The organism is Exiguobacterium sp. ZWU0009 (assembly GCF_000798935.2).
In the GTDB taxonomy this organism is placed as follows: domain Bacteria; phylum Bacillota; class Bacilli; order Exiguobacteriales; family Exiguobacteriaceae; genus Exiguobacterium_A; species Exiguobacterium_A acetylicum.
This window is the reverse complement of the sequence record NZ_CP018057.1, coordinates 2,878,665-2,901,134: the sequence shown is the minus strand read 5'-3', so window position 1 is coordinate 2,901,134 and position 22,470 is coordinate 2,878,665. Positions and strand designations below refer to the sequence as shown.

The 22,470-nt window shown below is 49.0% G+C and carries 22 protein-coding genes; 20 read left to right on the top strand and 2 right to left on the bottom strand.

Features of this window, described 5'->3' with window-relative positions; all coding sequences use genetic code 11:
• Positions 1 to 38 precede the first annotated feature (38 nt).
• From L985_RS14945 to mreB, 18 genes are all read left to right on the top strand, one after another.
• On the top strand, positions 39 to 1,067 hold the full coding sequence (locus L985_RS14945) for an ABC transporter permease (protein ID WP_029342748.1): 1,029 nt from the start codon (positions 39 to 41) through the stop codon (positions 1,065 to 1,067).
• Positions 1,064 to 1,732, top strand: a complete 669-nt coding sequence (locus L985_RS14940) for an ABC transporter ATP-binding protein (RefSeq protein WP_047394522.1) — start codon at positions 1,064 to 1,066, stop codon at positions 1,730 to 1,732. Before L985_RS14945 ends, L985_RS14940 begins: the two co-directional genes overlap by 4 nt.
• Positions 1,733 to 1,884: 152 nt before the next feature.
• Positions 1,885 to 2,841: a hypothetical protein gene (locus L985_RS14935; protein ID WP_047394525.1), complete on the top strand. Its 957-nt coding sequence runs from the start codon at positions 1,885 to 1,887 to the stop codon at positions 2,839 to 2,841.
• A 72-nt stretch (positions 2,842 to 2,913) separates the two neighbouring features.
• Complete coding sequence (gene upp, locus L985_RS14930) at positions 2,914 to 3,543, top strand: uracil phosphoribosyltransferase (RefSeq protein ID WP_029342745.1); 630 nt, start codon at positions 2,914 to 2,916, stop codon at positions 3,541 to 3,543.
• Positions 3,544 to 3,667: 124 nt separating this feature from the next.
• Positions 3,668 to 4,801, top strand: coding sequence for a non-hydrolyzing UDP-N-acetylglucosamine 2-epimerase (wecB, locus tag L985_RS14925; RefSeq protein WP_047394529.1), 1,134 nt, complete (start codon positions 3,668 to 3,670; stop codon positions 4,799 to 4,801).
• 765 nt (positions 4,802 to 5,566) lie between these two features.
• Positions 5,567 to 5,785, top strand: a complete 219-nt coding sequence (locus tag L985_RS14915) for an AtpZ/AtpI family protein (RefSeq protein WP_023469502.1) — start codon at positions 5,567 to 5,569, stop codon at positions 5,783 to 5,785.
• Complete coding sequence (locus L985_RS14910) at positions 5,782 to 6,168, top strand: ATP synthase subunit I (protein ID WP_023469501.1); 387 nt, start codon at positions 5,782 to 5,784, stop codon at positions 6,166 to 6,168. Before L985_RS14915 ends, L985_RS14910 begins: the two co-directional genes overlap by 4 nt.
• 8 nt (positions 6,169 to 6,176) lie before the next feature.
• Complete coding sequence (atpB, locus tag L985_RS14905) at positions 6,177 to 6,920, top strand: F0F1 ATP synthase subunit A (RefSeq protein ID WP_029342742.1); 744 nt, start codon at positions 6,177 to 6,179, stop codon at positions 6,918 to 6,920.
• A 75-nt stretch (positions 6,921 to 6,995) separates the two neighbouring features.
• Positions 6,996 to 7,208, top strand: a complete 213-nt coding sequence (atpE, locus tag L985_RS14900; protein ID WP_023469499.1) for a F0F1 ATP synthase subunit C — start codon at positions 6,996 to 6,998, stop codon at positions 7,206 to 7,208.
• 127 nt (positions 7,209 to 7,335) lie between these two features.
• Positions 7,336 to 7,869 carry a F0F1 ATP synthase subunit B gene (gene atpF, locus L985_RS14895; protein ID WP_023469498.1) on the top strand — a complete coding sequence of 178 codons (534 nt, stop codon included), beginning with the start codon at positions 7,336 to 7,338 and terminating at the stop codon, positions 7,867 to 7,869.
• Positions 7,869 to 8,402 carry a F0F1 ATP synthase subunit delta gene (locus L985_RS14890; RefSeq protein ID WP_029342740.1) on the top strand — a complete coding sequence of 178 codons (534 nt, stop codon included), beginning with the start codon at positions 7,869 to 7,871 and terminating at the stop codon, positions 8,400 to 8,402. The genes atpF and L985_RS14890 overlap by 1 nt, the downstream gene beginning before the upstream one ends.
• Positions 8,403 to 8,421: 19 nt before the next feature.
• Positions 8,422 to 9,930, top strand: coding sequence for a F0F1 ATP synthase subunit alpha (gene atpA / locus L985_RS14885; protein WP_023469496.1), 1,509 nt, complete (start codon positions 8,422 to 8,424; stop codon positions 9,928 to 9,930).
• Positions 9,931 to 9,972: 42 nt separating this feature from the next.
• A complete protein-coding gene (gene atpG, locus L985_RS14880; RefSeq protein ID WP_047394533.1) occupies positions 9,973 to 10,824 on the top strand; it encodes an ATP synthase F1 subunit gamma in 852 nt (283 codons plus the stop codon).
• A 36-nt stretch (positions 10,825 to 10,860) separates the two neighbouring features.
• Complete coding sequence (gene atpD, locus L985_RS14875; protein WP_029342738.1) at positions 10,861 to 12,279, top strand: F0F1 ATP synthase subunit beta; 1,419 nt, start codon at positions 10,861 to 10,863, stop codon at positions 12,277 to 12,279.
• Between the two features lie 26 nt (positions 12,280 to 12,305).
• Positions 12,306 to 12,719: a F0F1 ATP synthase subunit epsilon gene (locus L985_RS14870; RefSeq protein WP_029342737.1), complete on the top strand. Its 414-nt coding sequence runs from the start codon at positions 12,306 to 12,308 to the stop codon at positions 12,717 to 12,719.
• Positions 12,720 to 13,068: 349 nt separating this feature from the next.
• A complete protein-coding gene (locus tag L985_RS14865) occupies positions 13,069 to 13,269 on the top strand; it encodes a DUF1146 domain-containing protein (RefSeq protein WP_230088486.1) in 201 nt (66 codons plus the stop codon).
• Between the two features lie 251 nt (positions 13,270 to 13,520).
• On the top strand, positions 13,521 to 14,825 hold the full coding sequence (gene murA / locus L985_RS14860) for a UDP-N-acetylglucosamine 1-carboxyvinyltransferase (protein WP_029342735.1): 1,305 nt from the start codon (positions 13,521 to 13,523) through the stop codon (positions 14,823 to 14,825).
• A 217-nt stretch (positions 14,826 to 15,042) separates the two neighbouring features.
• On the top strand, positions 15,043 to 16,023 hold the full coding sequence (mreB, locus tag L985_RS14855; protein WP_029342734.1) for a rod shape-determining protein MreB: 981 nt from the start codon (positions 15,043 to 15,045) through the stop codon (positions 16,021 to 16,023).
• Positions 16,024 to 16,291: 268 nt separating this feature from the next.
• Here the strand turns inward: mreB and L985_RS14850 are convergent, their stop codons facing one another.
• Positions 16,292 to 17,161, bottom strand: a complete 870-nt coding sequence (locus L985_RS14850) for a hypothetical protein (protein ID WP_047394538.1) — start codon at positions 17,159 to 17,161, stop codon at positions 16,292 to 16,294.
• A 180-nt stretch (positions 17,162 to 17,341) separates the two neighbouring features.
• Here L985_RS14850 and L985_RS14845 point away from each other — a divergent pair, with 180 nt between their 5' ends.
• The gene (locus tag L985_RS14845; protein ID WP_047394542.1) at positions 17,342 to 18,541 is read left to right on the top strand and encodes a multidrug efflux MFS transporter; all 1,200 of its coding nucleotides are present in this window, start codon (positions 17,342 to 17,344) and stop codon (positions 18,539 to 18,541) included.
• Between the two features lie 44 nt (positions 18,542 to 18,585).
• Here L985_RS14845 and L985_RS14840 read toward each other — a convergent pair whose 3' ends face one another.
• The gene (locus L985_RS14840; protein ID WP_052169472.1) at positions 18,586 to 21,444 is read right to left on the bottom strand and encodes a sensor domain-containing protein; all 2,859 of its coding nucleotides are present in this window, start codon (positions 21,442 to 21,444) and stop codon (positions 18,586 to 18,588) included.
• A gap of 226 nt (positions 21,445 to 21,670) precedes the next feature.
• Between L985_RS14840 and L985_RS14835 the strand changes: the two genes are divergently transcribed.
• On the top strand, positions 21,671 to 22,459 hold the full coding sequence (locus L985_RS14835) for a flagellar hook-basal body protein (protein ID WP_047394545.1): 789 nt from the start codon (positions 21,671 to 21,673) through the stop codon (positions 22,457 to 22,459).
• Positions 22,460 to 22,470: the final 11 nt, after the last annotated feature.

Genomic DNA, 22,470 nt, shown 5'->3' with positions numbered 1-22,470 from the left:
CATCAATCCTGTAGCGAACATACAGGAGGGATCACGCAATGAAACTAGGGTGGAAAGAACTCGTCCGGATGAAAGGACGATTCAGTTGGATGACGATCGTGACGATGTTGATCGTCTTATTGATTTTGATGATCACCGGTCTTGCGGACGGGCTGGCCTACGACAATGGGGCTGCCGTCCGTAATCTACCGGTCGAACAGTTTGCACTGAGTAAAGATGCGGAAGGGCAGCTGACCCGTTCGTTCTTACAGGCGGATGAGACACCAAAGGGCGCGGAAGCACTCGGTGTCCAGAACATGGTGCTTGAGAAGAAGAATGGAACGAAGGATGATGTGACGGTCTTTGCGTTACCACAGACGACGAACTATGGTCCAAAACAGCTGCAATCGTTGCAAAAAGGTGAAGTTCTCGTCGATGCTGCGTATGCAGAGCAACGCGGAACCCGTGTCGGCGATACGATCAAGGATTTTCGGACGAAAGAGACGTTCCGGATTGCCGGTACAGTAACGGACGGACGTTATAGTCACGCACCTGTCCTCTGGATGACGGATGAATCTTGGCAAGCATGGCAATCGAAGATGGGGGCATCATACGTCTCAGCGTATATCGGTCAGTCGTTGCAAACGGATCAAGTCGTCTTCTCAAAACAAGCAGTCGTTGAGAACGTACCAGGCTATGCAGCGGAGCAAAACTCCTTCCAGATGATGCGGGTCGCACTCGTTGTCATCGGGGCATTGATTCTGACTGCCTTCTTCTATATCTTGACGATGCAGAAGATGAAACAGCTCGGTGTCTTGAAGGCAATCGGCATCCGGACCCGGACGATGGGTGCGAGTCTACTCGTACAAGTCATCCTCTTGACGAGCCTCGCCTTTGCTGTCAGCGTCGCCATCACCTATTTAACAAGTCGTTTCTTACCGGCGGATCTTCCATTCCGTTTTGAATGGTCTACCAGTCTGATGTACGGCGGCATTTTACTCGTAACGGCAATCTTCGGTGCGCTCGTTCCGTTACGGATGGTCAAGAAACTCGAAGCGGCAGATGCGATGGGAGGAATGAACGGATGATTCGATTAAATCAGATTGAGCAAAGTTATGGTGAGATGACGGTTCTGCATGACATCAACTTACAGGCAGAAGCGGGTGAGTTGATTGCCCTCGTCGGACCGAGCGGTAGTGGGAAAAGTACATTACTCCAGCTGCTTGGATTGTTACAGACACCAACGAACGGTGCCGTCTACTTTGATGATACGTGCGTCAGTGAAGCAACGGACGAAGAACGTCGTCGTTTGCGTCTCGAAGAAGTCGGGTTCATCTTTCAAGAATCGCATCTCGTACCATTTTTGACAGCAGGAGAGCAACTGGAGCTGGTCGCGCAGGAAGCGGGGCGAACCGTTGACGTGACATCGGCGCTCGCGGTGTTCGGACTCGAGCACCGGAAAGACCATTTGCCGCACGCCTTATCAGGTGGCGAACGACAACGTGTGGCGATTGCCCGGGCATTCGTTAATGAACCACGCCTTGTACTTGCGGATGAACCGACGGCAAGTCTCGATTACCCGAACGGTCGCCGGGTGATGGAACTGTTGCAACAACAAGCGCATTTTTCTAACAAGACCGTCATCGTCATCACGCATGACGAACGGATGCTTGACGTCTGTGACCGGATTTGGCGGATTGAAGACGGACGCATCACGGAAACAAAAGTATTCCGATCCTATTCTCATCGTTAAACGATTCATCCTCTTGTTTTCGTACACTGACGTACGAAAACAAGAGGTTTTTTCAATGCTTCGTCAAGAAGATAGGGGAAACGAACCATTTGCGGAAGCGTTATCTTTGCTATACTTAACCGTAGTAAAAAAAGATAAAGGTGGAAATAAATGTGAACTTATCAACCTTGATCCAATCAGAACTTCAAGCCATTCAAACGGAACGCCTGACAGAATGGTTCACTCATAAAAGTCACGAGCGCCGGGAATATCACCGGATGCTCGAAGATTTCAAAGCAATCGTCATCATGCAACAGGCAGGATTTTATGAACAGGCAGATGCTCGTTTTGAACAGTGGAAGACCTTACCGATGCCAGCAGAAGTCTATCGTTATCGCCTGGCGATCGCAGGAAAAGCAGGTGGGAAGCGTCTTGCCCAGAAGCGATTGGTATCCTTCCCCATGACGGTTCAGAATCATCCGCAATTGAAAGATTGGAAGCGACTCGGAAAACTGAATCCATGGTGGATTGGTGGAGCCGTTGCTGTCATCTCTCTCGTTCTCGTCTGGACACAGTTGGATAGCGAACCCGCAACACCAGTCGCAACGAAACAAACAGAGGTCGAGCAACAACTCGCAGCGCTGCAAACGGAAGTCGAACAGTTAAAAGAAAAAAACGAGCAGCTGGCAAGTGAGCAAGAAAAAGCGAAAGCGATTAAGCCAGAGAAGAAGGAGACTTCTTCCGAAACAAAGCAGACGCAACTACCTCCGAAAGAAGCACTCGAGCAAGGGGTTGCTGCTGTTCAGGCGAAAGACTACAAACGAGCAGACAGTGTCTTGACCGGATCCGTCTTGACGAACAAAGAGACAGCAGGTATGGCACGCTTCTATAAGTTGATCGCTGCCGGAAAGCTCAAGCAGACGACACAGGCGGATTATATTGCCTATCGGAAAGATTTCCCGAAGTCCGGATACATGAGTGACGTCCTCTGGATGCAAGCGGTCTATGAACAAAAATATAAAAAAGGTGATTATCGTGCGACCTTGCAAGAACTCGCGAAACAACCGGACAATGAATGGTCTTACGCCGCAAAAGCAATTCTATCAGGGAAGAGTACGCTCGGGAACTGACGAAAAAACAGTTCCCAAGCAGTACGTTTTTAGAGTACAATGCGAAAAGAGAATGGAGAGGAGATGCAAACAATGAGTAAAGTACATGTATTTGATCACCCATTGATTCAGCACAAGATGACGATCATGCGTAAAGTCGAAACAGGAACGAAACAATTCCGGGAACTTGTCGACGAGGTGGCTTCATTGATGGCATATGAAATCACACGTGACCTTCCACTCACAGATGTCGCGATCGAGACACCGGTCACGAAGACGACGCAAAAGATGATCGAAGGCAAGAAACTCGGGATCGTCCCGATTCTCCGCGCCGGTCTCGGTATGGTCGACGGCATGCTCCGCATGATGCCGAACGTCAAAGTCGGTCACATCGGTTTGTACCGTGACCCGGAGACACTCGAGCCAACGGAATACTACCTCAAGCTTCCGACAGACGTCGCAGAACGTGATTTCGTCGTCGTTGACCCGATGCTTGCGACAGGTGGTTCGGCGGCAGACGCCATCTCCTCACTGAAGAAACAAGGGGCAAAGAGCATCAAGCTCGCATGTCTCTGTGCAGCACCTGAAGGCGTCAAACGCGTTCAAGAAGAACACCCGGACGTCGACATCTATCTCGCGGCACTCGACGAGAAGTTGGATGACCACGGATATATCGTCCCAGGACTCGGTGATGCAGGAGACCGTCTCTTCGGAACGAAGTAAAAACAGTAAGATACACAACAAGACCGCAGACGATGATCTGCGGTCTTTTCGTTGCTATTTCGTAAACTGCGCAAGACTGCTGAAGTATGCTTTAATGAAAAAAGGAAAAAAGGAGGAAGTCACCATGCCGATTACAGTCATGCCGATTTTCGGGACACGACCGGAAGCTATCAAGATGGCACCGCTCGTCAATGCCCTGAAGCAACACCCTGCTTTTGATGTTCATGTTACGATTACTGCCCAGCACCGTGAAATGCTCGATCAAGTGCTTGATTTGTTCGAGATTGAACCGGATCACGACTTGAATATCATGAAGCAACGTCAGACACTCGTCGATATTACGACGCGTGGTCTTGAAGGACTCGATGCGATCATGAAGGAAATCAAGCCGGATCTCGTCCTCGTCCATGGCGACACGACGACGACATTTGTCGGAAGCCTTGCTGCCTATTACAATCAGATCGCGGTCGGTCACGTCGAGGCGGGACTGCGGACATACAATAAATACTCGCCGTTCCCGGAAGAGGTCAATCGTCAGTTGACGTCGACGCTTGCGGACTTACATTTCGCTCCGACAGCGCAAGCTGCAGCGAATCTCGCATCCGAAAATCGTCACACTGGTGTCTACATCACGGGGAATACGGCGATCGATGCTCTGCAGACGACCGTCCAATCCGATTACGTCCATCCGATGCTCGAGACGGTCGGGGACCGGAAGTTGATCTTGATGACGGCACATCGTCGTGAGAACCAAGGGGAGAAGATGCATCAGATGTTCCGAGCGATTCGTCGCCTCGTCGATGCGTTCCCGGATACGCATGTCGTCTATCCGGTCCACCTCAATCCGGTCGTTCAAGAAGCAGCGAAGACGGTCTTTGAGGGGCATGACCGGATTTCGTTGATTGCTCCGCTCGACGTGTTCGACTTCCACAACTTCGCGAGCCGTGCGCATTTAATCTTTACTGATTCAGGTGGCGTACAGGAAGAAGCGCCGTCACTTGGTGTACCTGTTCTCGTTTTACGGGATACGACGGAGCGTCCGGAAGGGATTGCTGCCGGAACGTTGAAGCTTGCCGGTACGGAAGAAGAGACGATCTATCAGATGGCGACCGAACTGTTGACGAACGAAACACTTTATCAAGAAATGGCGCATGCCTCGAACCCGTATGGCGACGGTCATGCGTCCGAACGCATCGTCCAAGCGATCCTGCATCACTTTGGTCAAGGGGAAGCGCCGGCACCGTTACTCACACAATGAAGTAGGACAGCACGCGTCATCACCCGACTCCTACAGGAAAAAGCGCGACTTGTCGCGCTGTCAGAGACGAACAAGACCCGAATTCACGGACCGGGAGGAACGTGAATCCTGGCTTGTGTCTCGCCTGAGGAAAGCGGGTGAAGGAAGCGTGGGGAATTCAAAACAAGATAAAATACTAGTATATGTAGCTTCTTGCATGAAAGAGCTATATTATTTTTGTCATTTCCACTAAAATCAGCCCATTTGTTTAGAAAATGTAAAACCAGATGACCTTGAAACTGGAAAGGAAACGATGACGATTCAAGCTGTGACGTACCGCACGATTGAAAAAATGGAAATCGTTGAAATGTATTGTTACAAACAGATGTCAGAGCTGTTTTTATGTCCCGATTCGGAAGCGTTTTCAATTGTGAACAAAAAATGTTTTTTCACAAAATCGACACAAATCAATTTTAGAGGTCTTGTTTCGGTTGAACGGGCACGATATAACGTTACTATTCAACGGTTTTGTTCACCATATGAACAATCTCTTTAACCGTTGATAGTACTACATATTTTCTTCACATCTTCGTGAAATGACTTGCACGGATGACATCTGTGAAAACCTTATCAATCGTTGATATGTATAGGTTTTTCGGCTCTGTTTTTATTGTGAATTCATTTGACTATGAAAGCTGCTTCATTGTATTCTTGACTAGTATGAAAATCCGCAAATTGTGGGAAAGAAAAAGAACTCACAATTGGGAAAAAAGGGGGTCGTCTCTAGTGCGCCAAAGTGGGCTCGCGAAGAGTATGGTCATGGCCTCGCAAATTTCGACGGCACTGGCTGCACCGATCGTCATTGGCTTTTTGGTTGGGAACTATGGGGAACAACAACAATGGTGGGAAAAAATGGGTGCGACGTTCGCCGTGTTCATCGGGATTTTCATCGGCATTCTTTGCATGATCGCCATGATCAGGCACTTGTTAGGGGAGAAGACATGAACATCATCCTTCAAGATGCGTTGTATCGTGCGTACTTACGATGGTTTGGACTCTTTTACGGAATCCTGGCTGTCCTGCTGCTCATCGGACGCCCGAGTGATCCAGTCATCTATGGACTAGCACTTGGTGGAACTGGCAGCTTTCTGATCTTGACGCTTCAACGACTCAGCGTCGATCGGATGTATCGTGTAATCGAGACGGGGCGTAAGCCAGTGTCTCGAGGGACCGTTTCACGCATGGCGGTCGCGGTACTTTGTGTGATGATCGGTTTGAAATATCAAACTGAATTGTCATTAACTGCGGTGGTAATAGGCCTTCTCGCCGGCCACGTCATACAATTTTGTGAGTTCTTGACTCACGAACTCAAGCGGGAAAAGAGGTGAATAGTCAAATGAACCACGAAATGCCACTTTACGAAATCCCACTCTGGGGTGACTTCGTTCTGTACGGTAGCTGGACGAACTTGATCACAGTATTGATTGCTGCTGCTCTCGTCTTCTTGATTGCCGTGGCCGGTACGCGACGTCTTGTGATGAAGCCAACCGGTGCTCAAAACGTGATGGAGATGTTCCTTGAATTCGTTCGCGGAATCATCAGCAGCACGATGGACTGGAAAACAGGGGGTCGCTTCCTTACGTTCGGAATGACATTATTCCTGTTCATCCTTGTGTCCAACATCATGGGTCTCCCATTCAACGTCGTGACGGGACACTACATTTGGTTCAACTCACCAACTGCAGATCCTTACGTGACACTGGCACTTTCATCTCTCGTAGTAGTCTTAAGTCATTACTACGGTGTGAAGATGCGAGGCTTCGGCGCTTATGCGAAAACATTCATGACGCCGATGTTTATCATTACCATCATCGAGGAGTTTGCAAACACGTTGACGCTCGGTCTTCGTCTTTACGGAAACATCTTCGCTGGTGAAATCATGATCGGAATCATTCTTTCGATCGGTATCGTCTCTGGTACGAACGATTTCCAATTCCTCGGACCAATCGGCGCGATCATCTCGGGTATCCCGATGTTGATCTGGCAAGGATTCTCACTCTTCATCGGTGGTATCCAAGCGTACATCTTCCTTATCTTGACGATGGTTTACATCGGACATAAGGCAGCGCACGACCATTAATTCGAAGGTAAAGCATCCGCTTTTCCGATAACAGCACGACAAATCAATGAACATACTCTAGGGAGGCAATTTATCATGAATCTTATTGCAACAGCGATCATCATCGGACTCGGCGCACTCGGCGCAGGTATCGGTAACGGTCTTATCGTAAACGGTACAGTATTAGGTCAAGCACGTCAGCCAGAACTCAAAAACGAACTTCGTCAAACAATGTTCATCGGTATCGGTCTCGTCGAGGCACTTCCAATCATCGGTGTAGCGGTCGGTTTCCTTCTTCTCAACTCTTAATCCACGATTAACGAGAACGGACTACATAGGGCGCTATTCGTTCAACGTTTGAGTGAACCGTCACGGGAGCTTAGGCTCCCTTATGTAGATATTGAAGTTGAACCAACCACGAGGGGAGTGTAATCGAATGAATCTAACGTATCTTGCGGCAGAGGCTGGCGGCGAAGGCAACCAACTCTTACTAGCCAACATGATCGTCACGATCGTCGTTTTCCTCTTGCTCCTCATCCTCTTGAAGAAATTCGCATGGGGCCCGCTCGTCAACATGATGAAAGCGCGGGAAGAGCATGTGGCTAGCGAGATCAACTCGGCTGAAAAGAGCCGTAAAGACGCTGAAGTCTACGTAGAACAACAACGCGAAGAATTAAACAAGGCGCGTACGGAAGCACGCGATCTTTTAGAAGCATCACGCCGTCAGGCAGAAGCAGAGCAAGCACGTGCGATGGAGCAGGCACGTCTTGAATCCGAAATGAGTAAGGAAGAAGCTCGCCGTGCGATCGAACGTGAACGCGCTGAAGCACAAGCTGCTTTGAAGAACGATGTCGCTCTTCAAGCAATCGCTGCAGCACGCCACGTCATGAAAACACAGCTTGCGACAGACGAAGCCGCTCAAAAAGCACTCGTCGATCAATTCCTTGCTGATACTAAGGGCACGAACTAATGCGTGATCACGTAGCGGGACGCTACGCAAAAGCGCTCTTCGATCTTGCGCTTGAGCACCATGTGCTCGAGCAAGCAGAAGCTGATGTGCGGACGCTCGGCGAAGTGCTCCACGCAACACCAGAGCTCGCTTCGGTTTTAGATAACCCATCGATTTCTGCTGAAGAGCTCAAGCAAGTTCTTCAAACAAGCTTCACTGGCTTCAACACGATCGTCTTGAACACATTGCTTGTCATGGTCGAAAACGACCGGGCGGCAGAGATCGTTACATTACCGGAACATTTCATTGCATTGTTGAATGAACACCGCAATGTCGCGACGGCAATCGTCACGAGTGCATACAAATTGTCGGACGAGGAACTCACGAAAGTGAAAGAGACGTTTGGCCAAAAATCAGGTAAAACGCTTGAAGTCGAGAACGTCGTCGACACGCGCGTCATCGGAGGACTTCGCGTCCAAATCGGTTACACGACATATGACGGAACGATCGAAACTAAACTAACGCGCCTTGAGCGTGAGCTGTTAAAAGCGTAAGAAAATAGGGGTGAAACGCATGAGCATTAGAGCTGAAGAAATCAGCGCCCTGCTTAAAGCGCGTATCGCGCAGTACGGTTCTACGATGGAAGTGAACGAGACAGGTACGGTCATCCAAATCGGTGATGGTATCGCTCGTGCACACGGACTCGACAACGTCATGTCGGGAGAGCTCGTAGAATTCGCTAACGGCACAATGGGCTTGGCGCAAAACTTAGAAGAAGGCAACGTCGGTATCATCATCCTCGGTGACTACCTTGAAATCAAAGAAGGCGACTCTGTTCGCCGTACGGGCCGCATCATGGAAGTACCAACTGGAGACGCACTCCTCGGACGTGTCGTTAACCCACTCGGTATGCCAATCGATGGTCTTGGTCCAATCGAAACAGAACACTACAACCCTATCGAGCGTAAGGCGTCTGGCGTCATGGCGCGTAAATCGGTACACGAACCACTTCAGACGGGAATCAAGGCGATCGATGCCCTCGTTCCAATCGGTCGTGGACAGCGTGAGTTGATCATCGGTGACCGTCAGACGGGTAAAACGTCGATCGCAATCGATACGATCATCAACCAAAAAGAAGAAAACATGATCTGTATCTACGTCGCAATCGGACAAAAAGAATCAACAGTCCGTGGCGTCGTCGAGACGCTCCGTAAAAACGGTGCCCTCGATTACACGATCGTCGTTTCGGCAGCGGCTTCACAGCCAGCTCCACTTCTTTACCTCGCACCATTCGCAGGTGTCGCGATGGGTGAACACTTCATGGACCAAGGCAAACACGTTCTTGTCATCTATGATGATCTTTCAAAACAAGCAGCTGCTTACCGTGAGCTTTCACTTCTCTTGAAACGCCCACCAGGCCGCGAAGCTTACCCAGGGGATGTCTTCTACCTCCACTCACGCCTTCTTGAGCGTGCGGCGAAGTTGAACGACGAGCTTGGCGCAGGTAGCTTGACTGCCCTTCCGTTCATCGAAACACAAGCGTCGGATATCTCAGCTTACATCCCGACGAACGTTATCTCGATCACGGATGGTCAAATCTTCCTTCAATCGGATCTCTTCTTCTCAGGTGTCCGTCCCGCGATCAACCCGGGTCTCTCGGTATCGCGTGTAGGTGGTTCGGCTCAAGTAAAAGCGATGAAGAAGGTAGCGGGTACGCTCCGTCTTGACCTCGCATCTTACCGTGAGCTTGAAGCATTCGCACAGTTCGGATCTGACCTTGATAAAGCGACTCAGTCGAAGCTTAACCGTGGTGAGCGGACAGTTGAAGTCTTGAAACAAGACTTGAACCAACCACTTACTGTCGATAAGCAAGTCATCATCATCTATGCCTTGACTCGTGGTCACCTTGATGATGTTGCTGTAACGGATATTCGTCGTTTTGAAAAGGAACTCAACCTCTGGCTCGATCAAAACCGCAAACAACTTTGCGATGAGATCCGTAAGACAGGTAACCTTCCAGCAGACGAAGAGATCGTAGCAGCAATCTCAGAATTTAAGAAAACGTTCCAAGCGACGGTTTAATCCGGCGGAACGCTCTTGATACTAACAAGGTGGTGAATCGAAATGGCATCGTTGCGCGAGATACAAACGCGGATCAACTCGACGAAAAGTACGAAACAGATCACGAAAGCGATGAACATGGTTTCGGCGTCGAAACTGAACCGCGCTCAAGCACATAGCGCGAAGTTCCAACCTTACATGCTGAAAATGCAAGAGGTACTCGGAACCATTGCGAATGGCACGACAGGTGCGAGCCATCCGATGCTCGAGAAACGTCCCGTCAAAAAGACGGGCTATATCGTCATCACATCGGATCGCGGCTTAGCTGGTGCATATAACGCCAACGTGCTGCGTGAAGTCTACCGGGAAATCAAAGAAAAGCATACTGCGGACAGTTACGTTCTCTTCGTGGTCGGTAAAGTCGGTGTCCAGTTCTTCCGTTCACGCGGAATTACGGTCACGGATGCGATCACAGGCTTGAACGATTCTCCTTCGTATGTCGACGTCGCTGAAATCGTGAAGCGCACAGTGAGTGCGTTCACGCTCGGCGAAATCGACGAGCTCAAGCTGTGCTACAACCACTTCTTATCTGTCATCAGCCAAGAAGTGAAAGTCGAAACGCTTCTCCCACTCGGAGAAATCGAAGCTTCGTCTTCGACGACTTATGAGTACGAGCCAAGCGAGGAACAAATCCTTGCTGAACTCCTCCCGCGTTATGCGGAGAGCTTGATCTTCGGTGCGCTTCTTGACGCGAAAGTAGCAGAACATGCGTCACGTATGACAGCAATGCAAAGTGCGACAGATAACGCAGATGACTTGATCGGTCGATTGACTCTCGTCTACAACCGAGCTCGACAAGCTGCAATCACGCAAGAAATCACAGAGATCGTCAGTGGGGCTGCTGCGCAGCAGTAATCCCGACTGGCGTAACGATAGGTAGGAGGAAACACGATGAACGAACTCGGTTTAAAAGGCCGCGTCGTCGCGGTCATGGGACCTGTCATCGACGTTAAGTTCGAAGGACACTTACCGAACATCTACAACGCGCTCCGTATTCAATATACGCCGCAAACTGTAGAAGAAGTGGCTATCGACTTGACGCTTGAGGTCGCCCTGCACCTTGGTGACGACGTCGTCCGTACCATTGCGATGGACTCAACGGATGGAGTACGCCGTGGAATTGAAGTAATCGATACGAATGCTCCAATCTCGGTACCCGTCGGAGAAGCGACACTTGGTCGCGTCTTCAACGTACTCGGTAACCCAATTGATGAAAAAGAAATCGCTGCTGACGTGGAACGTCTTCCGATCCACAAAAAAGCACCGACTTTCGATAACCTTTCAACGAAAGTTGAAATCCTCGAGACTGGAATTAAAGTCGTCGACTTGCTCGCTCCTTACATCAAGGGTGGTAAGATCGGTCTCTTCGGTGGTGCCGGTGTAGGTAAGACCGTCCTCATCCAGGAATTGATCAACAACATCGCGCAAGAGCACAGCGGTATCTCGGTATTCGCAGGTGTTGGTGAGCGTACGCGTGAAGGTAATGACTTGTTCCACGAAATGACGGATTCAGGCGTTATCAAACAAACAGCGATGGTCTTCGGTCAGATGAACGAACCACCGGGTGCACGTCTTCGTGTTGCCTTGACTGGTTTGACGATGGCAGAATACTTCCGTGATGAGCAAGGACAAGACGTTCTTCTCTTCGTTGATAACATCTTCCGTTATACACAAGCAGGTTCTGAGGTATCGGCCCTTCTCGGTCGTATGCCATCTGCCGTTGGTTACCAGCCAACACTCGCAACAGAGATGGGTATGCTTCAAGAGCGAATCACATCAACAAACAAAGGTTCGGTTACATCGATCCAAGCGGTTTATGTACCAGCCGATGACTATACTGACCCGGCTCCTGCGACGACGTTTGCTCACTTAGATGCAACGACGAACCTTGAGCGCCGTCTCTCTGAGATGGGGATCTATCCTGCCGTGGATCCACTTGCTTCGACATCACGTGCCCTTTCACCGGAAATCGTCGGCGAAGAGCACTACGGTGTTGCACGTCAAGTTCAGGAAACACTTCAGCGTTATAAAGAACTTCAAGATATCATCGCGATCCTCGGTATGGACGAGTTGTCAGAAGACGACAAATTGACTGTACACCGTGCGCGTCGTATCCAGTTCTTCTTGTCGCAGAACTTCCACGTAGCTGAGCAGTTCACAGGACAAAAAGGATCGTACGTCCCAGTTAAGGACACGATCCGCGGCTTCAAAGAAATCCTCGAAGGTAAACACGATGACTTAACGGAAGAAGCATTCCGTCTCGTCGGTCCGATCGAAGATGCGATTGAAAAAGCGAAGGCGCTTGTCTAAGTGACAAAGCATAAGGGGGACTTGAGATGAACACACTTCATGTCAATATCGTCACCCCGGATGGCGAAGTGTATGATGGCGATGTCCGTATGGTCGTTGCGAAGACGATTTCTGGTGAAATCGGGGTTCTCCCGCACCACGTCCCACTCGTAACACCACTCGACATCAGCATCTTGAAGTTGCGCCACGAAGATGGCGGACGCACGTTGATCGCTATCAGCGGTGGCTTTATGGAAGTGCGCCAGGATACTGTAACGGTTCTTGCGGAAACTGCGGAGCAAGCAGACAAGGTCGACTACGACCGGGCTGCAGCTGCGAAGGTTCGTGCAGAACGTCGTCTCCAGGACACGAAATTATCAGAACTCGAATTCAAGCGTGCTGAACTTTCACTGAAACGAGCAGTTAACCGTCTCAGCTTGAAAGACTACGGTCGCGATTGATTTGATGAAACCCCGGTTCCGTTCGCGGAACCGGGGTTTTTTTTGTATGAAACGTCAATGATTTTTCGTATGGCAACCGTTTTCGCAACACGATGAAGGATACAGGTTTAAAATACTGAAAAAATGTAAAAGTACAATATATGCCTCGTCTTCACGAATTCTTCAACCTTTTTTCAGTAGAAGACCAAATTTATCTTCAATAAATATATTTTATACGCTAAAATTAATTCAGCGTGTTCTTTTTTGTTTGCGCAATCATTCATTTTATGAAATCATAGTAGAGTTGAAGAAACTATGAAGAAGAGGTGCAACGAAAGTGACATCTATTGGTGTGAGTGCGTTAGTTAGTATGCTGGTCTACATTGTGGCGATTTTACTCGCCTGGTGGTCCTTGTTACCAGTCAAATGGGAGAAAATCCTGCAACATCCTAAAGGACCGCATGCGGTAGCCTTGCGAACGATTCTAGCAATTGCACTTGGATCCATCGTAGCGCGCTTTTTACTGGATTATGCCGGCTTTGCACAACGTCTTCAGTTTTTAATCGGGTGAACTTGTAACTGCATTGTAAACCCTGAAATGGTAATTTGTTTTAACATGGAACAGGACACTGCTCTTTCAATGAAGGAACACAGTCATTTAGCAATCATCTAACATTACAATCGAAACGTCGTATTGGCTTTGGAGTAAGAGATCAACTATAGGGAAGTTTCTTTTCTAACATTCGTTGAATTCCAACTATGATCCTCACCAATCACGAATTGAACATACTAGAACAGAAACGAAGCAGAGGAGTAGGGAGAATGGAAAAAATCGTTGTCCGTGGCGGACGTAAATTAGCTGGAACAGTCAAAGTAGAAGGTGCAAAGAACGCGGTCTTAAAAACACTTGTCGCGACATTGCTTGCATCGGAGGGACAATCGGTTCTTCAAAACGTACCACGTCTAGCAGACGTCTATACAATCAATAACGTCTTACGCAACTTGAACGCAGAAGTCGAGTTCGATGCAGAAGCAAACACGGTGACGGTCAATGCTGAGCCGGACCTCAAAGATGAGGCACCACTTGAGTACGTTCGTAAAATGCGGGCTTCGATTCTCGTCATGGGTCCATTACTCGCACGCCTCGGTCGCGCACGTGTTGCAATGCCAGGTGGTTGTGCGATCGGTTCACGTCCAATCGACCTTCACTTGAAAGGATTCGAAGCAATGGGCGCAAAAACGATCATCGGAAACGGATTCGTTGAGGCACAAGTCGACGGTCGTCTCCAAGGTGCAAAAATCTATCTTGACTTCCCATCAGTCGGTGCGACAGAGAACATCATGATGGCTGCGACACTCGCAGAAGGAACGACAGTCATCGAGAACGTCGCAAAAGAACCAGAAATCGTTGACCTTGCTAACTTTTTGAACGCAATGGGCGCAAAAGTCCGCGGTGCAGGTACAGAAACGATCCGCATCGAAGGCGTCGAGAAATTACACGGTGCAACACACTACGTCATCCCGGACCGGATCGAAGCAGGTACGTTCATGATCGCAGCAGCGATCACTGAAGGTGATGTCGAAGTCATCGGCGCTGAGCGCGAACACCTTCGTCCACTCATCTCGAAGATGGAAGAGATGGGCGTTAAGATCACGGATACGGAAGAAGGTCTCCGTGTCGTCGGTCCAGCAAAACTTGAAGCAGTTGACGTCAAGACGATGCCACACCCTGGTTTCCCGACAGACGTTCAAGCACAAATGATGGCACTCGTCCTCAAAGCAGGCGGCACATCGGTCATCACGGAAACAGTCTTCGAGAACCGTTTCATGCACGTTGAAGAATTCCGTCGTATGAACGCTGACATCAAGATTGAAGGTCGTTCATCGATCATCAACGGTGGCGTACAATTACAAGGCGCAGAAGTTCTTTCAACAGACCTTCGTTCAGGGGCAGCACTCGTCACAGCAGGGTTGATCGCTGAAGGTGAAACACGCGTCGGTGCACTTCACCACATCGACCGTGGATACGTCGACTTCCACTTGAAGTTACAAGCACTTGGTGCAGACGTAGAACGTGTGACTGAAGAAGTAGCAGTCGTTGAAGAAACAGCTGCAACAAAACTTTAAGCACTTATATAAGAGCATCATCCCATTTGCGGGATGGTGCTCTTTTTGTCGTCTTTTGAAAAGGACGACAATGAAATCCGAAAAGCGGAAAAAGAAAGTCGTTTCACGAGGGGGCATATGCTAGAATTGAAAGGTATGTATACATAAATGGGTTAGACGTCCAAACGACGTTCTATATTTTGGAAGAATAGCCAGTGGGTAAAGGAGAGCACACGAGATGTTTTCAAGAGATATCGGAATCGACTTAGGGACGGCGAACGTCGTCATTCATGTCAAAGGTAGAGGCATCGTCCTCGATGAGCCATCGGTCGTCGCGATCGATAAGGCAACAGGTAAGATTCATGCGGTAGGTACGGAAGCACACTTGATGGTAGGGCGGACGCCGGGGAACATCGTGGCCATTCGACCACTTCAAGACGGTGTCATTGCTGATTTTGAAATGACGGAAGCAATGCTTCGCCATTTCATCGATAAGATTGAAGTCCGTAAGATGTTCGGTGGAGTCCGGATGTTGATCTGTACACCAGCAAGCATCACGACGGTTGAAGCGAAGGCAATTCGTCAAGCCGGTGAAAAATCAGGCGCAAAGACGGTCTTCCTCGAAGTCGAGCCGAAGGTCGCAGCAGTCGGTGCCGGTATGGACATTTGGATGCCAGCAGGGCATATGGTCATTGATATCGGTGGCGGAACGACGGATGTTGCCGTACTTTCGATGGGGGATATCGTATGCGGGGAGACGATCAAAGTCGCAGGAGATCGTTTCGACCACGACATCATCCGTTCGATCAAGGATACGCATAAGTTGATTATCGGCGAACGGACGGCACAAGCCGTCAAGACGACGGTTGCTACTGTTTCAGAAGACGGACGGAGCGAACAGATGGATATTCGCGGACGAAATCTCGTGACGGGTTTACCACACAACATCACGGTGACATCAGAAGAGATGCACGATGCGCTTGCGGAAGCAGCGATGGAGATCGTCGAGGCAACGAAGCGTGTACTCGAGAAGACACCACCGGAGCTTGCAGCGGACATCATCGATCGTGGTATCATCCTAACGGGTGGGGGCGCGTTGCTGGACGGAATCGATCAACTGCTTGCAAAAGAACTTGGTCTACCGGTTCTGATCGCAGAAGATCCGATGTTATGTGTCGCACGCGGTACAGGAATCATGCTCGATAACCTCGGAAAGTAAGAACATCGAGATGAATTAAAAGATGGTTCTTCTCAGTAATGGGAAGGACCACTTTTCATTTTGGGACGATGTGGAAGAAAAGAAAGACTTGCTCCATTTGACCCGCTTTCCTCAGGCGAGACATAAGCCAGTCTTCACTGTTCGTATAACAGTGAACCCGGGTCTTGTTTGTCTCTGACAGCGCAAAAATTTGCGCTTTTTCCTGTAGGAGTCGGATCAATGATAGCAAGTCTTTTTTCCTGTGCCTTCGTTTCAAATCTTTATGTTCTCACTGCGTACTACGCATGAACGCTTGGTAGGATTCAAAATCATGATAGACGATCGCACTTGGCGGCAGCGAACTGGCCATCGTCTGATTGACGAGCTGATTCAACTGCGTTCGTGTCTTACCGTAAAACGTGATATCCGGCGTCTCTGGGAGTTCGGTGAACTCGATCGCATACGATAAAGTATGATTGTTGCTTGCGGCATAGAGTGCATCGGTCATCGTGATGGCGCCAAGTCCGTTACCACCACCATAGACGGTCCGGTAACTCATCAACGTGACTTCGTCAGCAAGATCCATTGCCCATTCGCTGAGAGGGCGACTGTTCGCATCCTGTACGGTATGGAACCAGAACGGGAGGAACAGTTGCAGTGGTAATCCTTCAGCAGACGCTTTCTCGCGGAAGGCGAGTAAGATGCGTTCATAGGAGGCGATGACACGTGGTTGGTCCGTCTCCCACTCAGGTAAGGCATACGGTTCGAGATCGACACTGATGCCGTCCGGATGACTGATCGTTTCCTGTTGATAGGTCGAGATCCAGGCGAGTGGATCTTCAACGTTTGGTCGAGCTGTCGTTCCTTCGTTTGTGATCCAGCGTGGCTGTCCGAACAGGAAATAAACTTCAATTCCAACAGCATGCGCTTTTTCAACGAATGTTCGGTAGAGAGTACGGTCACCCTCGACAGCGACATGCAGATAGACACGTTTCATCTGTCTGTTTGCCAGCTGATTGATCTTCGTTGAAATGGATTTGGCCTCTGGGATGGACCAGATGACCGTGTGACGAGTGACGGAAACGGCAGCTGAACTCTTGAGTGGTAGTCCGAATTGAAGCAACGATAGACAGACTACGCCAATCAAAAAGCGTTTCATTTCAATTTCACTCCTTCGTGTGGATTACCTTACTATCGGTCGTAGTACACTAGTTTATATGCATCAAAGGTCCCGTTCTACACTTTGACAGTTCAAATCCTAGACATTTCACAATGTGAAGTGTATATTAAAAGTTGTTGCATTGAAACGAATTGTCAATTAAAAGGAAGTGATGCCACAATGCCATTGTGGAAAAGAAATTTAGTCGTCGTCTGGTTCGGTAGTTTTTTGACCGCCGCCGCCCTCAGTCTCGTATTACCGTTTTTGCCTTTATTCATTGAAGAACTCGGTGTCGACAGCCGACAAGATATTACGACCTGGTCCGGTATCGCCTTTGGTGCAACCTTCCTCGTCGCTGCGATCGTCTCACCAATCTGGGGACGTCTCGCCGATCGAAAAGGACGGAAGCTGATGTTGCTCCGAGCAAGTCTTGGTATGTCGATCGTCATGTTCTTGATTAGTTTTGTTCAAGACGTCTATCAACTCGTCTTCTTACGTCTTGTCATGGGAGCCGTATCCGGATTCATCTCAGCCGGGATTACACTCGTTGCTTCCCAAACCCCAAAAGAGAAAAGTGGCTGGGCGCTCGGCACCCTGTCGACCGGTGGGATTGCCGGTGGATTGCTAGGACCTCTCATTGGAGGATTCCTCGCCGACGTTGTTGGGCTTCGACCCGTTTTTCTCTTTACGAGCGTTCCGCTCTTCATTACCTTCCTCGTGACCTACTTCTTAGTCAAAGAAGAATTCGTCCCAATGGAAGTCAAAAAAATGGCGTCCGCGAAGGAAATCATCCAATCGCTTCGTCATCCGGAACTTATCTTAAGTCTGTTCTTGACGACGTTCCTGATTCAGTTCGCGGCACAATCGATTAGTCCGATCCTGTCGCTGTACGTTCGGGAACTCAGTCCTGGTACAGAACGTCTGGCACTATTATCCGGGATTGTCGCTTCGGCACCTGGTATCGCGGCCTTAATCGCAGCGCAACGACTCGGTCGTCTGTCAGATAAGATTGGTGCAGAACGCGTCTTATTCTTTGCGTTACTCGTCTTTGCGGCCTTCTTGATTCCGCAAGCATTCGTTACGGATACAAGTCAATTGATCGTCTTACGGATGGGAATTGGTTTTGCGACAGCAGCACTGATGCCGTCGGTACAGACATTGCTCCGGAAGAATACGCCAGCGAATGCGTCAGGTCGTATCTTCGGATATAACCAGTCTGCACAGTTCATGGGGAACTTCCTCGGACCACTGGCAGGTGGACAAATTGCTGGTCACTTCGGTTTTGAAGCGTTGTTCCTCTTCACCGGCTTGATCGTCATCACGAATGCCGTGCTTGAGCGGACGCAGACTGCTGTCTTGAACAAAAATCCGAATAACTAAGGAAAGCTTCCATTCCCGTTTGATTAAGGGGATGGAAGCTTTTTTCATACAGTCGATTGTTCGAAGAAGTCATCGACGCGGGAATGATGGGAATGATTTAACTGTTCTTGGACGATGAGAGACAAGGCGCGAACTTGGAAGTCAGCGACGTAGTAGAAGAGACCGTTATCGAGTTCTGAAATCGACGTCGGTTCAATAAAGATATCAGGATGTGTCAGGTGATGCAGTTGCAGAGAGAGCTCCAGTTTATGCTTTACCGGTAGACGAATCGAGGAATAGAAAGAGATCGTCCGATTCGTACAACGATTGATTAAGATCGGAGACGATCCGACTTGGATTGGCTGTCCGTTCAGCTTCGAAATCGTCACCTTCGCATGAAGGCTTAAAATCGGCTCCTTCGGTGGAGCGGTGCCCGTATCTTTTGGATAGAGGGTACCGTTTGCAAGCAACTGCTTGAACGTCTCGATATCGACCGGTTTACTGAAAAGATAGCCTTGAATCATGTCGCATTCTAAATCGCGATACAGATTCAACTGTTGCATGTTCTCGATACCTTCCGCGACGACGGTCAAACCGAACTCCTTTGCCATATAGATGACACTTTTAATGACAGAGAGGCTCTTTGGATCATGTTCGGCATGAATCGCAAACGATCGATCAATCTTCAAACAATGCACCGGATAACGCTGGACATAGGAAATCGAAGAGTAAGCCGTTCCGAAATCATCGAGTGAGAGTTTGACACCGAGATCAACGAGACGATCGAGTGTCTCAAGGACTTGTCCGCCTTCGAGTAGAACATCTGATTCAAGGAGTTCGATTTCTAAGAGGTGACCGGGCACACCGTGTTTCTTTAAGTGTCGTTCGACGATATTCGCGAAATCGCCGTAAAACAATCGTTTAGGCGATAAGTTGATCGAGAGCGGAACGACATGTTCCGGTTGTTCATCGAGCAGATCACGAATCAATCGACAGGCTTGATCGAGTACCCAGTCCCCGATGTGGATATAGAGGTCACTCTCTTCCGAAAGCGACAGGAAGTCCTTTGGCGCAAGTCGTCCCCATTCCGGGTGATCCCATCGAATCAATGCTTCCGCACCGACAATACGTCCGCTCCAACTATCGACTTTCGGTTGATACTCAAGGAACAGCTGGTTCTGACTGATGACATGTCGCAAATCGCGTTCGAGTTGATAACGGCGATACATCGTGATGTCGAGTTTCGATGAATAGAACTGGAAGTTACTTTTAGAAATCGACTTCGCACGTCGGAGTGCCGTATAGGTCTGTTTAATCAGTTCTTCCGCTGTATGATCATGATGGACGGAGTAGGTGATGCCGATGAAGACCTTCGAAAACAATTCGTAGGATAAGACGTCGAACCGGTGATGCGTCAGCTCGAGCAGTTGGTTGGCAAGACCGATCGCCCGTGTCTCGTCGATCTTTCCTTTTAGAATAATGAGGAATTTATCCCCAAACAGATGACCGATGAATACCTCTTTTTTGATAAGCTTTTTCACGGCGTTGCTCGTCTGTCGAATCCACTCTTCCCCGATTTCGTGACCAAATCGTTCGGTCAGAACACTATGTTGATTGAAAGTGACCGTCAATAAAGTGAACGGTGAACGATGCGTCAACAACTCACGAACTTGTTCTAACGTGAAAGCATGATTTGGTAAATCAGTGATCGGATCATGCATCGATAGGTGCCAAATCTCATGTTGCTGCTCCTTGAGTCGTGTGATGTCGGTCGAGACACCGTAGTGTCCGAGGACATCGCCATTCGCATCGATGATTGGGATACACGTCTCTTCGACCCAGAATTGGCGATCGGGATAGTTTAGACGGTAAACGAGTCGAACGACTTCACCTTGGCGAATTTTTGGATACGCGTCTTTCATGATGACGAGGTCTTCTGCTGAGACGAGTTTCGTCCACAGTTGATGATCTTGTTCGATCCGCCGAAGGTAATCAGTGTATGGTTCGAGAAAACCGGCAGCATGGAAGGTCACGGAATCATCACTATAACGGTGTTCGTACGCCGTCGTATGCAGTGACGTGAAAAACTTCTTGAGGGATGCGATCGCCAGATCCCGTTCTTGTTCAAGTTGGATGAGAGGTGTCGCATCCTTGAGGATGAAGAGAATCGAACTGGGAATCGTATCCGTCTGAACGACACCTTCACAGTGGACGATCTTTTGGAAACGACTTCTACGTCCCATTCGTAATTGCATCGCGAAGGTCGGAATTTGGCCTTTATGAAGTGCAAGACTTTGTTCGCGAAAAATCGTTCGATCTTCTGGGTGGATTTCTTCAAGAAAGTCGTAGGCATCCATCTTCACTAAATGTTTTTTGGAGAGTTGTAATAGTGTGGCGAGAGAAGGGGACGTGGCGACTTCTTTTGACGTCGGGAAGTATTCAACGAAACTGACGCCCTCGATCGAGTTCGTCAATCGGTCTTTTATCAAGAGACGCTGATAATCGGTTCGGAGTTCTTGGTGGTGTGACACATCACGGGCAATCCCGTAGAGACCGATGATGACGCGTTGATCGTAAATCGGGATGTTCGTGACGTTCAAGGTCAGCCAATGACCATCTTTATGTCGAACCGTCGTCGTGAAATGGACGGTTTCACCAGCATAGACCCGCTTCTTGAATTGGTTGACCGTCTCGACTTCATTCGCTTTCAAAAATGTCTCGAAATGAAGCTTTTGAAGACTATCCCGATCGTATCCAAGCAGGAGCGGAAATTTATTGTTGAAGGAAATGAAGTGACCTTTCGTATCCATCGTATAGACGGCATCCGGATGGTTCTCTAAAAAATATGTGACGTCTGACAGTGTGTATAAATCTAAAGACCCAGGGACAGTTCGTTCAGTGACTCGTTTTTTAAAGAAGCTCATAGGATTCACCTCAGGCATCTTGAATTTGTTAGTTTTATTATAGCAATATTTGTAAATTTTGAATATGTAAACCCTTAAAAAAGAGGATAATGTAATTTTGGTAGGCCTTTCGATTCATCTCTTACGTATATTACCTTTTTGTTCAAAAAAACTCATAATTCACGTCAAGTCGACCGATATACTGAGAGGAAAGAATTGAACATGAAGTCAATGAGGAGATGAACGCATGCTACGAGGAATGTACACGGCGTCGAATGCGATGCAGGCATTACAACGCCAACAGGAAATGCTCAGCAATAACTTGGCGAATGCGCGGACGCCGGGCTTCCGCGCTGATCAGGCGTCACTCCGGACGTTTCCGGAGATGCTGATCCAGCAGACAGCAAACAATGAACGGACAGGTGTGCGGGGAGTCGCGACGGTCGGAAAACTCGCGACCGGTGTCTTCATGCAGGCAGCGACACCGAACTTCACGCAAGGTTCAATCACGGAGACGGGCAATGCGACGGACTTGCAAATCAGTTCGCTTGAAGGGGCACCGCTCTTTACGATTCGTCATCAGGATCCGTTGACGGGAGAGGAAGAGACGCTTTATACGACGAACGGACAGTTCGCCGTCGGACAGGATGGATTACTCCGGACAACGGAGAATGATCTCGTCCTCGATACGAACGGACAACCACTTAACGTCGTCAATGAAGATTTCCTCGTTGACGCGAATGGTGCCGTCACAGACGGAAACGGTCAGGCGATCGGTAACCTGGGTCTTGTCGTAACTGATCAACCGGAGACGCTTGAGCGGACAGGAAACGGTTTGTTCCGTTCCGCTAATCCGTTGAACGCCGGAAACGTCCGAGTCGATCAAGGTGTACTCGAACTCGGAAACGTTGAAGTAGAACAGACGATGGCAGAGATGAATGCCGGTCTGCGCCAGTTCGAAGCCAATCAAAAAGTCATTCAAGCGTACGACCGGACAGCGGAGAAGGCTGTTTCCGAAATCGGACGCGTTCGCTAATAGGAGGATAC